This window comes from Providencia stuartii, from assembly GCF_029277985.1.
GTDB classification, from domain to species: Bacteria; Pseudomonadota; Gammaproteobacteria; order Enterobacterales; family Enterobacteriaceae; genus Providencia; species Providencia zhejiangensis.
The window spans coordinates 2,794,467-2,807,276 of sequence record NZ_CP119546.1; the positions used below are offsets into that span (position 1 = coordinate 2,794,467).

Sequence of the window (12,810 nt, forward strand, 5' to 3'; positions counted from 1 at the left end):
CGCCCTCGCCTTGTGTTGTATCCCCACCCTTTACAACAGTGAATCATTGTCTCTGTGCCGCAAACACTGAAACCATAAGCCCATTATTCTGATGTGACTGATGGAGTCATTACATGGCGAAAAAATCAAAGCCAGTGCGTATTTGTGTTGAAGGAGCCACGACAGATGGACGCACAGTACCTCGCAATTGGTTAACTGAAATTGAAAAGAATTACGATCCGAAGGTCTACGGTGCGCGCATTAATCTTGAGCATTTGAATTATGAATGGATGCCTCGATTTGGTGATGTTGATTCCGTCTATACCGAAGAGATCACTGAAGGCGCACTAAAGGGCAAGTTAGGGCTTTATGCAAAATTATCGCCGACTGACGACTTGATCCAAATGAACCAAAAACGCCAAAAAGTTTATACCTCTGTCGAGATTAGCCCCAAATTTTCTGATACTGGCGAGGCTTACTTAGTTGGCCTCGCGGTCACTGATCGCCCTGCAAGCCTCGGCACTGAAATGCTGCAATTCAGTCAAAACAGTGGCACTCACCCACTTTCAGAACGCAAACAATCAAAAGACAACGTTTTCACTGCGGCTGAAGAGACGCTTTTTGAGTTTGAAGACGAACAACCCGAAGAACCAAAAGGTCCATCTTTATTTGCTCGTATTAGTGAAATTATTGGCCGCAAAAGTAAAAACGATGATGCCCGTTTTACGGACGTCAATAAAAGCGTTGAGTTGTGCGCCAAAACGATTGATGACGTACAAACCGAGGTCACTACTCTGAAAGCGCAATTAAACGATCGCCAAAAAGACAGCGATGAGCTGAAAGCGCTACGCACTGAACTGGCTGAACTAAAAACCCAGTTAACCAACACTGATCACAGCGGCAAACAACGCCCTCAATCGCTGGGCAATAGTGGTGCACCGGCGGCGGAATATCTGACGGATTGCTAATTAGCCCCTAATTTGAGAACAGACATGAAAAAACATACCCGATTTCAATTTAATGCATTTTTGACACAACTGGCTTCATTGTTTGAAGTTGAGGTTGAAGCGCTTTCGACCAAAGTTGAAGTCAATCCCTCAATTTCTCAGAAACTGGAAGATAACATTCAGCAAAGCGCCGCTTTTCTGACCATGATTAATATTGTTCCTGTTGACGAGCAGTCTGGCCAAGTGATCGGCTTGGGTGTTGGCTCCACCATTGCCGGCACAACCGACACCACCAAAGAAGACCGTGTGCCGACAGACCCAAGCACACTGACGGATATTGAATATAAGTGTGAGCAAACCAACTTTGATACCGCATTGAAATATAAAAAATTAGATTTATGGGCAAAATTCCAAGATTTCCAGCTACGTATTCGTAACGCGATCATTCGCCGCCAAGCGCTTGACCGCATCATGATTGGTTTTAACGGTGTGACTCGTGCCAAAAAATCCAATCGTGAAGTGAATAAATTGTTGCAAGACGTCAATATTGGTTGGCTGCAAAAAGTCCGCAATGATGCCCCTGAGCATGTCGTGAGTGATGTCAAAGATGAGAACGGCGCAGTAATTTCAAAAACTATTCGCGTTGGTGCCGGTGGTGACTTCTTCAACCTCGACGCACTGGTTATGAGTGCTGTTGATGATTTGATTGATGAAGAGTACCAAGATGACACCGACATTGTGGTGATCTGTGGTCGCAAGCTGCTAAGTGACAAATATTTCCCGCTGGTCAATAAAGACCAAGAAAACAGCGAAAAACTGGCCGCTGATATGATCATCAGCCAAAAACGCATCGGTGGATTACAAGCCGTTCGCGCGCCGTATTTCCCTGAAAATGCGTTATTTGTCACGCGTCTCGATAACTTGTCGATTTACTGGCAGAACGAGACCCGCCGCCGTCATATTATTGATAACCCGAAACGCGATCAAATCGAAAACTACGAGTCAGTCAATGAGGCTTATGTGGTTGAAGACTATCGCGGCGTGGCCTTAATTGAAAATATCGAAATGCTTACAGCGCCAGTCAAAGCGCCTAAAGCCGAAGAAACTGAGACAGAAGAGGAAGGCGCATAATGAGTGGTAGCATTTTTCGTCGTCACGTTATCCGCATGAGTGCTGAAAAGGACGCGCAACAACGTGATCCCATCACTCAAACCGGTACGGCTTACACCCAAATGACATTAATGATGAACGCTGACCGCCGCCGGCTAAAGCGTATTCAGTCATTTGAACGTAAAGCCAGCGTGAAGCGGGAAATGCTACCCAATTATGCTCCATGGGTGGCGGGTATTTTGGCCAGTGGCAGAGGTCAGCAAGATGATGTCACCATGCGCGTCATGCTTTGGCGTATCGATGCTGGCGATTATCACGGCACGCTAGATATTGCTGAATATGCTTTGCGTTATAACCTCAGCATGCCCGAAAAACACACTCGAACAACCGGTTGTGCTATCGCGGAAGAGATTGCCGATCAAGCTGAAAAGCAATATATCGCCAAAAGCCCGATCCCCTTAGATGTCCTTACTCGCACCATGGCATTAACCCTTGATGAAGACATGCCCGACCAAGTACGAGCAAACCTTTACAAGTGGTTAGGCTATGCCCAACGAGACAATAATCAGCCACAACCGGCAACCTGCTCATGGTTGCGAGCGCTTGAATTAAATGAACGTGTTGGTGTGAAGCAAGACTTAAAGCAGCTTGAGAAGTACTTAGAAAAGCAGCAACAAGCCAACACAGCATCACAGAACGAGCCACAGCGCTAGGGCGGCACAGAGGCACAACTTAGGTTAACGCCTCTGTTCACCGCCCACCTATTAAGAGGTGTCAGTATGGATTTTACATCCACGCAATCACAGAGCATCACTGATGAAGTGTTTCACAGTGGTGATTTTTTTCCCGATATTCACGCGCGGGATTATCAGCAATCCATGCTAACCGATGGCAAAGTCACGCCTGAACGCCTTCGCCACGCCATCACAAACGCCATCATTGAAATTAACCGTGAGTTGGCCAACTGGCGACAAACGCAAATCAATAATGGCTATGTTTCGATGGATAAAGTACCGGCAGAGTTTATCAATGATGACAGTGAATTAGTTCTGCTTTACCGCCGCGCCGTTTATAGCCAAACCAAGGCCAATTTAACCGAACGTTATCGCGATGTTGATACCACTAACAGCGGTGAGAAAAAAGCCGAGGGTTTAGGTACCACCATCGACGAGCTATGGCGTGATGTGCAGTGGGCGATTCAGCGCATCAAAGGGCAATCACACAATATTGTTGAGTTGATATGAAAGTGACCGCATTGCAAGGCGAAACACTGGACGCATTGTGTTTTCGGGTATTAGGCCAAACCGCTGGCATGGTCGAAAAAGCCTTAGAGCTTAACCCGCGTTTAGCCGAAATGGGCGCTATTTTGCAACATGGCACCTTAGTTGAACTCCCTGATATCACCGAGCCACCGCAAAAAGCCATGATCCAACTTTGGGATTAATAACACCCTCAATAGGGGGATGGTATGAAAACGATGAAAGAACATTTAACGGACATTTTCGAGGCATTAAAAAACGCATGGCCGCAATTATCCGGTGTCGCATTGGCCATATTTATTCGCTACGCCATTTTTATTTATGACGGTGATACCCGTAAAAACAAATGGGCCGAATGTTTATTGTGTGGCGCACTTTCTTGGGCGGTGATCAGTGGTGCTGAGTTTATCGGTATTCCTGAAGCAGCCTCTGGCATGATTGGTGGTGCTATAGGCTTTTTAGGTGTTGAGAAAATTCGTGAAATCGCACACCGCATGATTAACAAACGATTGGGGGATAAATGACACCACGAGGCATACGTAATCACAACCCCGGAAATATTCGCCATGGGGCTAAATGGCAAGGTTTAAGCGAACAGCAAACAGACCGTAGTTTTTGCCAGTTCACGGATCCTGTTTGGGGACTGCGTGCATTATTTAAATTGCTACTCAATTATCAAAAATTGCATGGCCTGTGTTCTATACGCGTAGTGATTAATCGCTATGCACCCCCCGTTGAAAATCATACAGAAAACTATATTCAGGCCGTAGCCAATAGTCTCAATGTTAGTCCTGATGATTGCTTAACATTGGAAGATAAAGCTGTTTTATTTGAAATAAGCAAGGCGATTATCAAGGTTGAAAACAGTAATCAGCAACCTTATAGCCAACAGCAATTTGAAAAAGCGTACAGCCTGTTATGAGTAAAACGCCGCTGACATTGGCTGTCATTAGTATATTCCTTGTGGGATGCCTTATCTTTTTGTTGGACAAAAGCGAAGCATCCCGCAAGCGTTTAGTGAATGCAAATAACCAACTCGCCAGTGAACTGGCGATGCAACAGCACATTATTGCCGACCAATCATTACAGTTTCAGCGCTTTAATCAGATTGCCGCCAGTGCTTCATCACGGGGTATTCAGCAACGTGCCGCCGCCGAGGAAAGAAAAATTGAATACAAAACCATTCTTAAAAAAGAGCCGACCTGTGACTTGCCTGTGCCTCATGATGTTGCTAACAGCCTGCTCAGCAACACGTACCGTTTACGTGCCAGCGCAATGCGTTCCATTACCGACAACACTGACCCAGCCAGTACTGCCATCATTGCCCGACAGCCTTTAACTTACTGTGATTTAGCGGTGTGGGTCAATGCGTTGCTGGCAGATATCGAACAGGCCAACACTCAACTGATGGCGATTAAAGACATAGAGGATGCAAGGCAAAATGAAAAAACTGAACAACATTAAAGACCGGCTATGTCAAAAAATCCCCTATATCAAAAGCAACCCTGAAAAACTCTATTTATTTGTCGATGATGGCAGCATCATTGCTACCCTTGAACCGTCTTTGTCTTATGAATACAGCTACAGCCTAAATATTATTATTGAAGCCTTTCCTGACGACCAAAACATTATTTTTGCCGTCGTGATCGAATGGCTAAAAGAGCATCAACCCGATATTTTGGCCAATCCCGATAAACGCTCAACCGGCATTCGCTTTGAAGCCGATATCCTCAATAGCCAAAGTGCCAATATCAGTATTGATTTAAAACTGACAGAGCGTGTCATTGTGGCTAACAAAGATGGTAAATATCATGTTGAAGCGGTCAGCGAACCCGTAGATCCAGCCCACGAATGGGATAGCCTGTATGGATGACGCACTAACTGAACTCAATCACGAACTGGCTGGCCTGCTTGCCCGAGTCTCTCCAGCCGAGCGCAAAAAACTGTCACGCTTACTGGTTCGTGATTTACGTAAAAGCCAAATCAAACGTATTCGCGCCCAGAAAAACCCCGATGGTAGCGCCTTTACAAAACGCAAAGCGCAATTTATTACCGTTAAGCGTGAGATGCGTTTTATCTGGCGTGGCCAACAGCGTAGTTTAAAAAATTGGCGACAAAGCGGAAATATGATCACCGGTTTTGATGTTGATAAAGGCGGCGCTCGTTCATTTCGAAAAGGCGATATTCAACGTTTTATTTCAGTCAAAAAAGACCGCGTCAAGGTCAAAGGGAAAAGCAAACAGGCTCGCATGTTTAAACGCCTCGCCACTGCGCGTTATATGCGTACCTTTGCCAATGAAAACGAGGCGGCAATCTATTTTGCGCCAGCTGCGGCTAATATCGCCGCGATCCATCAATATGGCTTAAAAGAAAAACTGCGTAATCTGAATATTCAATACCCCGCCCGTCAGTTGCTTGGTTTTACCCCTGAAGATGTGCGCCATATTGAAACCCTGCTTATTAACTATCTCGCCTCCTGATGTTGTAAGTCCACGGCTTACAACACTAAGCCGATGCATTCACGCCATGTTTTCGGCCAAGCTGTCACCATGAACCCAAACACGAAAAATGCGGAGTTACTCCGTTTAATCCGAAACCTGATCCGCACCGGCGTTGTGATTGATGTCGATATTCTGCGCGGCTGTCGTGTGCAAACCGGAAACTTACAAACTGACTGGCTACCGTGGATAACCCAGCGAGCCGGTGCAACGCGTCACCTTTGTGCGCCGTCTGTCGGTGAACAAGTGGTGATTTTTTCGATAGGTGGTGAGCTGACCACCGGTTTAGTGTTGACCGGTATTTTTTCGGATGAGCACAACGAGCCAACCGATTCATTAACCGCCAACCATGTGACCTATTCAGATGGTGCGGTGATTGAGTACGAACCGGCAACCGGTGCCTTAAAAGCTGTTGGCATTAAAACCGCATTGATTGACGCCAGCGAACAAATTACCGCCAATGCACCCGTTGTCACTGTTAATGCCAGTGAACAAATCCAATTCAACACGCCAACGGTTATCTGTTCTGACAACCTCACCTGTGCCACGTTGAATGTGCAACAAGGTGGCGAAATGACCGGCGACTTTAATCACCAAGGCGGTGCAATCAAATCGAATGGCATCACATTGCATACCCATACTCATGGCGGTGTGCGCTCAGGTGGTGACTCAACAGGTAACCCGCAATGAAGTATTTAGGCTTAAGTGCGACAAGTGGCCAACACATCACCGACATTGACCATGTGCGCCAATCCGTGCGCGATATTTTAGTGACGCCAATCGGTAGCCGGCTCGCTCGCCGCTCATATGGCTCATTATTATTTCGCTTGATTGACCAGCCCGACAATAACGCGTTGCGGTTACGACTGATGGCTGCTTGCTATACGGCACTATTGCAATGGGAACCGCGCATTCAAATTCAGCGATTAATTATCTCATCACCAACCCCCGCCAGTATTGTCGTTGACTTAAGCGGTGTCTTTTCCGGCACTGAACAATCATTCAATTTCTCAGTGCCAGTGAGGTAATCCATGCCAACGATTGATTTAAGCCAATTACCGCCGCCGGATGTGGTTGAATCATTAGAATTTGAATTAATTTTTACTGAACGAAAAAATGCCTTAATTGCGGCTGTACCTGAAGAGCAACGCGCTGCGATTATGCGTACTTTAGCGCTTGAATCGGAGCCGCTCACTAAGCTATTACAAGAAAACAGCTATCGCGAATTGATATTACGCCAGCGCATCAATGAAGCTGCCCGCGCGTCAATGGTCGCTTTTGCAGTTGGTAACGATTTAGACCAACTGGCGGCCAATAATAATGTGAAACGCCTGATGTTATCAGCCGGCGATGAAAACGCTATTCCACCGATTGCGCCGGTGTATGAGTCCGATTCCAATTTACGCATGCGTATACCTGCCGCTTTCGAAGCGTTAAGCGTTGCGGGTCCAATTGGTAGCTATGAATATCATGCACGGTCTGCCGATGGTCGGGTTTCTGACGCTTCTGTCATTAGCCCATTACCGGCTCATATCACCGTTACGGTTTTATCCCGTGAGGGGAACGGCAGCGCACCGGCTGATTTAATCGAAAAAGTTGATATGGCGTTAAACGATGAGGACGTTAGGCCGGTAGCTGACCGTGTCACCGTGCAATCAGCCAAGATTATCAATTATGAAATCGACGCGGTGATTTACTGTTACCCATCACCTGAATACGAGCCGATCATGTCGGCGGCAGAAGAACAAGTGAAACGCTATGCAACACAGCAACACAGGTTAGGCCGTGACATTGTCCTCAGTGCCATTTATGCCGCATTGCACGTGCAAGGGGTACAACGAGTTGAAATCAAAAAGCCGACTGACGATATCAAGCTAGACAAAACCCAAGCCAGCTATTGCACAAACATTAACGTTTCGCTAGGTGGTTCCGATGAATAATCGTTTACTGCCTACCGGCTCATCAACCTTAGAACTGGCCGCCGCCGAGGCTTGCGCGCAAATCGAACGTGTGCCCATTCCGATTCGTGAACTTTGGAACCCTGATTTATGCCCTGTGCATTTACTGCCTTACTTAGCGTGGGCGTTCAGCGTTGATCGCTGGGATAAAAACTGGACGGAAAAAGCTAAGCGCGACGCGATTAAAGCCGCGATGTTTATCCATAAACACAAGGGAACGATTGGCGCACTGCGTCGCGTAGTTGAGCCTCTCGGTTATTTAATTCGTGTTGTTGAATGGTGGAAAACCAACGAAACCGCCGGCACGTTTCGCCTTGATATTGGGGTACTGGAAACTGGCATTACCGAAGAAATGTATCAAGAGTTAGAAGCACTAATTTTTGATGCCAAGCCAGCGAGCCGTCATTTGGCTGGGCTCACTATTCAACTGGAAACACGCGGTGAATTTTATTGCGGAGCATCTAGCTACACCGGTGATTCATTGACGGTTTACGCTTATACACCGCCGTTAATTTCGGTTTCTGGTCTTGATGTTCAAGGTGCGGCTATTCACTTAATTGATGAAATGAGGATTAATCCACAATGAAATACTTTGCTCTGCTCACTAAATTAGGTGAGAACTTACTCGCTCAGGCAACCGCTTTGGGCACAAAAATTGAGTTAACCCACATGGCCGTGGGTGATGGTGGCGGCAAATTACCAACACCCGATACCAATCAAACTAAATTAATCTCCGAAAAGCGCCGCGCGGCTATTAATACGTTATTTATTGATGACAAAAATAAAAATCAAATTATTGCTGAACAAATTATTCCTGAACAGGATGGCGGTTGGTGGATACGTGAGATTGGTTTGTTTGATAAAGATGGCAATTTAATTGCTGTGGCAAATTGCCCCGAAACCTATAAACCCCAGCTTGCTGAGGGGTCAGGTCGTACACAATCAATTCGTATGGTATTGATTGTCAGCCATACCGAGTCAGTGACATTAAAAATTGATCCGTCAGTGGTACTTGCGACTCGTGCATTTGTTGATGATTCAGTAAAAAGGGGCATTGAAGAGCATGAAAAAAGCCGCAAACACCCCGATGCAAGTACAACAGCTAAAGGGTTTGTGCAGCTTGCAGACACGTTGAGTGCAGATAATACAAAAGCAATCACGCCTAAATTAGCAGCAGAAATTAATCAACGTGCAACGAATGCACAAACAACCGCAAATACTGCAAACACTAACGCGACGAATGCGAATAACAACGCGAACAACCGCGTTCCCAATACTCGCAAAGTCAATAATAAGCCGTTAAGTACAGATATCAATTTAACTGCCAGTGATGTTGGCGCATACGATAAAAGTGAGTCTGATAATAGGTTTCAACCTAAAGGTAACTACGCCCCAGCTGGCAATTATCAACCCGCTGGTGACTATGCTACAAATGAAGCGTTAAAAAATACGACTTCAGAAACCATTTTTGCAAGAGCAATTGCGATACCGCTAAATTCTGACCTCAATAATTACTTAACCCCTGGGCTCTATTTTCAGCCCAACGGCAGTCCGGGGACGAATGGGAAAAATTACCCAAGTAATACCGCAGGTTCGCTTGAAGTTATTAAAACTGGTAATAGCAGCGTTAAACAAGTGTATACCGCATGGTATGACAATAAAACATGGGTTAGAAGGTATAACGGTGGGAATAAAACATGGGCTGATAAGTGGGATGAGGACTTTACAGCGTTAAATCCTCCCACATCTGATGATGTGGGTGCATATAGCACACAGCAAGCGGACGCTAAGTTTCAGCTAAAGGGTGACTATCTAGACAAAGGCTCAACACAAGAGCAAATCACAAAAGGTTTTCTGACTGCATCACGTCGCTTGTCCGTTGAAGCACCTGATAAAGCAAGAGCAATCTTGTACGCAGTAGAAAGCGGTAATGTTGGCATTAGCGCTCAAGATTCAACAGGAAAGTGGCTAGGTGATATCAAACACCCTGCTAATGGCAAGAACGGAACACTTGCAATTGTAGAGCAGCTGATCGGTGAGGGGCAAAAATGGGTTGATGTTACATCGCAGCGTCAGTCTAGAGTCACATACACCAATGAAACGTCAAGACCGATTCTTGTTTGTGTTTCTGCGTATGGAGAAGCTCACGATGTTCATTTTTTAGTTAATGATACTGTCGTTGCGCTTATTGGTTATAACTCAATCACGACAATAGCTCGTCCTTTATCAGTGATCATACCTGCCGGCGCGAAATACAGAATTTCTGACACGATTGGTTATACGTACACGTGGAGTGAATTACGATGATATATTTTAAAGATAAAGAACAACATGTGTATGCTTATACAAAAAACAACATAGAGCAAGTATCGCGTTTAACTGAGCTCGAAATGATACTTTCTGAAAAAGAGCCTGCTTACACTGATGCATATAATGTATTGCAAGCTGCTTTGCTGGAACTTAACGAAGCGATAGCTCGGTATGATTTGACGATAGCCAGTGAAGAACTGAACGAGGATGTATCTGAGTTTGAAAATGATGTTAATGTAAAAACAGCAAATTATAACGCTGCTTTAACTGCATTTAGCAAAATCGAGCCTGACTACTTACTAATTAAATCAGAGTATGACGAAATCCCTTTAGTGTTTTTTGAAATACGTGAAAATATCAACGTTATGAAAAAAATGACGCCAAAAGAAGTTGATGCTTATCTGAATCCACCGGTTTCAAAGGAACAGTTAATTGCTAAAGCTGAACAGCAAAAGCAATCACTTTTAGCTGAAGCGAATAGCGCGATTGCACCACTGCAAGATGCTGTTGACTTGGGTATGGCTACAGAATCCGAAACAGCCGCACTGCAAGAGTGGAAAAAATACCGCGTTCTGTTAAACCGTGTTGATACTTCAACAGCACCTGATATTGATTGGCCACAAAAGCCAGAATAAGGAAAGGGGCAATAAGCCCCTTTTAAGGTCAGTTTGAATTTATATTCCGTTCGGCAGTCTCTCTTGCTTCACCTTGTTTGTCATACAAATGCGAAGCTTCATCTAAAGATATGACACCACCTCGAATCAATAAATCGATCTGCCCTTGTGAACGGTGTAATGCGTTAAAAGCATTAGACTCATCATATTGCTGAGCAATAAATTCAATATCTTGTAGTACAATATCAATTAAGCGCTGTTTATCAATGTTCATTTACACACCGGTTCAGTTTATCTATTAGATTACCAAAAGGACAAAAAATTAATATCATAGACTAATATAAATTACAGTTGTTGTACAACTCAACAATACAACACCAACCCCGCGACAACGTTTAATATCAATAACACCATAGAAGCTACCACCAAAAGGAGCTTCTTTTATGGCGCAAGATTATCACCACGGCGTGCGCGTTGTTGAAATCAACGACGGTACTCGCCCTATTCGCACTGTTAGCACCGCGATTGTCGGCATGGTTTGCACCGCCGACGATGCCGATGCAACAGTATTCCCACTTAACAAACCGGTATTGATTACCGATATTCGCACGGCTATTGGCAAGGCCGGTAAAACGGGTACGTTGTCGCATTCATTGACCGCGATCGCTGACCAAACCGCACCGGTCACCGTTGTGGTTCGTGTTGAACAAGGCGAAACCGAAGCCGAAACCACCTCAAACATTATTGGCGGCACCTCTGACACTGGTCAAAAAACCGGTTTACAGGCACTGCTTACCGCCAAAAATCACACAGGCGTTAAGCCGCGCATTATCGGCGTACCGGCGCACGACACACAAGCTGTTGCCACTAAACTGGCATCGATAGCACAAGAGCTGCGCGCATTTGCTTACGTCAGCGCATACGGTTGCAAAACCATTTCTCAAGCCCTCGACTACCGCAAAAACTTCAATCAGCGTGAACTGATGATTATTCATCCTGATTTTGTCTCATGGGATACATTGACCGATTCCGAATCCATCGCCTACGCCACTGCTCGCGCATTAGGTCTACGCGCGAAGATTGATCAGGATACTGGTTGGCATAAAACCCTTTCAAACGTCGGTGTTAATGGCGTTACTGGGATTTCGGCGGATATCTCTTGGGATTTACAAAACCCCGCAACCGATGCAGGTTTACTCAATGAAAATGAAGTCACCACTTTAATTCGTGAAGATGGCTTTCGCTTTTGGGGTTCTCGCACCTGTTCCGATGATCCGTTATTTGCCTTTGAAAACTACACCCGTACCGCGCAAGTGCTCGCCGATACTATGGCAGAGGCGCACATGTGGGCAGTCGATAAGCCAATGACTCCGACACTAGTCAAAGACATTATCGAAGGCATCAATGCCAAGATGCGCAATTTAGTCACTAACGGTTATTTGTTGGGTGGTCAATGCTGGTTTGATCCCGATGCTAACGACAAAGACGAATTAAAGGCCGGCAAATTAGCCATTGATTATGACTACACACCGATACCACCTGCCGAAAACATTTCATTCCGTCAGCGTATCACCGATCGCTACTTGATGGACTTTGCATCCAATATTAAGGGGTAACCATGGCTTTACCACGCAAATTAAAAAGCATGAATTTGTTTGTCGATGGCGATAATTGGCAGGGCATTGCAGAAGAGATCACACTGCCAAAAATCACACGTAAATTAGAAACCTATCGCGGTGCCGGTATGCAGGGCGCGGTGAATATTCGCATGGGCTTAGACGATGGCGCGTTAGATAGTGAAATCACACTGGGCGGTATCGAAGCGCAAATTTATAAACAATGGGGTATCTCTGAGGTCGATGGCGTGATGCTCCGTTTCGCTGGCGCTTATCAACGCGAAGATACCGGCGAAGTCAACGCATGTGAAATCGTATTGCGCGGCTTTCTGTCTGAAATTGACGCCGGTAATGCAAAACAAGGTGAAAACACTCAAGTTAAATTCAGTTTCAAATCCACTTACTACAAGTTGATCTGGGATGGTTCACCGCTAGTTGAAATCGACATTATCAACATGATCGAAATCGTTGACGGCGTAGACCGTCTTGCTGAACAACGTGCTGCAATTGGCCTGTAAT

Annotated in this window: 19 protein-coding genes; 18 read left to right on the top strand and 1 reads right to left on the bottom strand. The window is 45.5% G+C overall.

Annotated features, from left to right (window positions below):
* Positions 1–113: 113 nt before the first annotated feature.
* The 16 genes from P2E05_RS12395 (at position 114) to P2E05_RS21945 (ending at position 10,696) form a co-directional block, all read left to right on the top strand.
* Entirely contained in the window at positions 114–947 is an 834-nt protein-coding gene (locus tag P2E05_RS12395; RefSeq protein ID WP_276122794.1) for a GPO family capsid scaffolding protein, read from the top strand.
* Between the two features lie 24 nt (positions 948–971).
* Positions 972–2,057, top strand: a complete 1,086-nt coding sequence (locus tag P2E05_RS12400) for a phage major capsid protein, P2 family (protein ID WP_276122795.1) — start codon at positions 972–974, stop codon at positions 2,055–2,057.
* On the top strand, positions 2,057–2,749 hold the full coding sequence (gpM, locus tag P2E05_RS12405; RefSeq protein ID WP_276122796.1) for a phage terminase small subunit: 693 nt from the start codon (positions 2,057–2,059) through the stop codon (positions 2,747–2,749). The genes P2E05_RS12400 and gpM overlap by 1 nt, the downstream gene beginning before the upstream one ends.
* A gap of 66 nt (positions 2,750–2,815) precedes the next feature.
* Positions 2,816–3,280, top strand: a complete 465-nt coding sequence (locus P2E05_RS12410; protein WP_276122797.1) for a head completion/stabilization protein — start codon at positions 2,816–2,818, stop codon at positions 3,278–3,280.
* Positions 3,277–3,480: a tail protein X gene (locus P2E05_RS12415; protein ID WP_276122798.1), complete on the top strand. Its 204-nt coding sequence runs from the start codon at positions 3,277–3,279 to the stop codon at positions 3,478–3,480. Before P2E05_RS12410 ends, P2E05_RS12415 begins: the two co-directional genes overlap by 4 nt.
* Before the next feature lie 33 nt (positions 3,481–3,513).
* The gene (locus P2E05_RS12420; protein WP_276123103.1) at positions 3,514–3,819 is read left to right on the top strand and encodes a phage holin, lambda family; all 306 of its coding nucleotides are present in this window, start codon (positions 3,514–3,516) and stop codon (positions 3,817–3,819) included.
* On the top strand, positions 3,816–4,217 hold the full coding sequence (locus P2E05_RS12425; protein ID WP_276122799.1) for a structural protein: 402 nt from the start codon (positions 3,816–3,818) through the stop codon (positions 4,215–4,217). The genes P2E05_RS12420 and P2E05_RS12425 overlap by 4 nt, the downstream gene beginning before the upstream one ends.
* On the top strand, positions 4,214–4,759 hold the full coding sequence (locus P2E05_RS12430; protein ID WP_276122800.1) for a DUF2570 domain-containing protein: 546 nt from the start codon (positions 4,214–4,216) through the stop codon (positions 4,757–4,759). Before P2E05_RS12425 ends, P2E05_RS12430 begins: the two co-directional genes overlap by 4 nt.
* Complete coding sequence (locus tag P2E05_RS12435; protein ID WP_276122801.1) at positions 4,737–5,168, top strand: phage tail protein; 432 nt, start codon at positions 4,737–4,739, stop codon at positions 5,166–5,168. The genes P2E05_RS12430 and P2E05_RS12435 overlap by 23 nt, the downstream gene beginning before the upstream one ends.
* Positions 5,161–5,775, top strand: coding sequence for a phage virion morphogenesis protein (locus P2E05_RS12440; RefSeq protein ID WP_276122802.1), 615 nt, complete (start codon positions 5,161–5,163; stop codon positions 5,773–5,775). Before P2E05_RS12435 ends, P2E05_RS12440 begins: the two co-directional genes overlap by 8 nt.
* Before the next feature lie 69 nt (positions 5,776–5,844).
* Positions 5,845–6,483 carry a phage baseplate assembly protein V gene (locus P2E05_RS12445; protein WP_276122803.1) on the top strand — a complete coding sequence of 213 codons (639 nt, stop codon included), beginning with the start codon at positions 5,845–5,847 and terminating at the stop codon, positions 6,481–6,483.
* Positions 6,480–6,821, top strand: coding sequence for a GPW/gp25 family protein (locus tag P2E05_RS12450; protein ID WP_276122804.1), 342 nt, complete (start codon positions 6,480–6,482; stop codon positions 6,819–6,821). The genes P2E05_RS12445 and P2E05_RS12450 overlap by 4 nt, the downstream gene beginning before the upstream one ends.
* 3 nt (positions 6,822–6,824) lie before the next feature.
* On the top strand, positions 6,825–7,733 hold the full coding sequence (locus P2E05_RS12455; protein WP_276122805.1) for a baseplate assembly protein: 909 nt from the start codon (positions 6,825–6,827) through the stop codon (positions 7,731–7,733).
* Positions 7,726–8,337 (top strand): phage tail protein I, encoded by a 612-nt coding sequence (locus P2E05_RS12460; RefSeq protein ID WP_276122806.1) that lies wholly within the window; start codon positions 7,726–7,728, stop codon positions 8,335–8,337. The genes P2E05_RS12455 and P2E05_RS12460 overlap by 8 nt, the downstream gene beginning before the upstream one ends.
* Positions 8,334–10,058 (top strand): phage tail protein, encoded by a 1,725-nt coding sequence (locus P2E05_RS12465; RefSeq protein ID WP_276122807.1) that lies wholly within the window; start codon positions 8,334–8,336, stop codon positions 10,056–10,058. The genes P2E05_RS12460 and P2E05_RS12465 overlap by 4 nt, the downstream gene beginning before the upstream one ends.
* On the top strand, positions 10,055–10,696 hold the full coding sequence (locus P2E05_RS21945) for a tail fiber assembly protein (RefSeq protein WP_420794204.1): 642 nt from the start codon (positions 10,055–10,057) through the stop codon (positions 10,694–10,696). Before P2E05_RS12465 ends, P2E05_RS21945 begins: the two co-directional genes overlap by 4 nt.
* 28 nt (positions 10,697–10,724) lie before the next feature.
* Here P2E05_RS21945 and P2E05_RS12475 read toward each other — a convergent pair whose 3' ends face one another.
* On the bottom strand, positions 10,725–10,949 hold the full coding sequence (locus tag P2E05_RS12475; protein ID WP_276122808.1) for a hypothetical protein: 225 nt from the start codon (positions 10,947–10,949) through the stop codon (positions 10,725–10,727).
* Between the two features lie 169 nt (positions 10,950–11,118).
* Between P2E05_RS12475 and P2E05_RS12480 the strand changes: the two genes are divergently transcribed.
* Entirely contained in the window at positions 11,119–12,291 is a 1,173-nt protein-coding gene (locus tag P2E05_RS12480; protein WP_276122809.1) for a phage tail sheath protein, read from the top strand.
* Between the two features lie 2 nt (positions 12,292–12,293).
* The gene (locus P2E05_RS12485) at positions 12,294–12,809 is read left to right on the top strand and encodes a phage major tail tube protein (RefSeq protein WP_276122810.1); all 516 of its coding nucleotides are present in this window, start codon (positions 12,294–12,296) and stop codon (positions 12,807–12,809) included.
* Position 12,810: the final 1 nt, after the last annotated feature.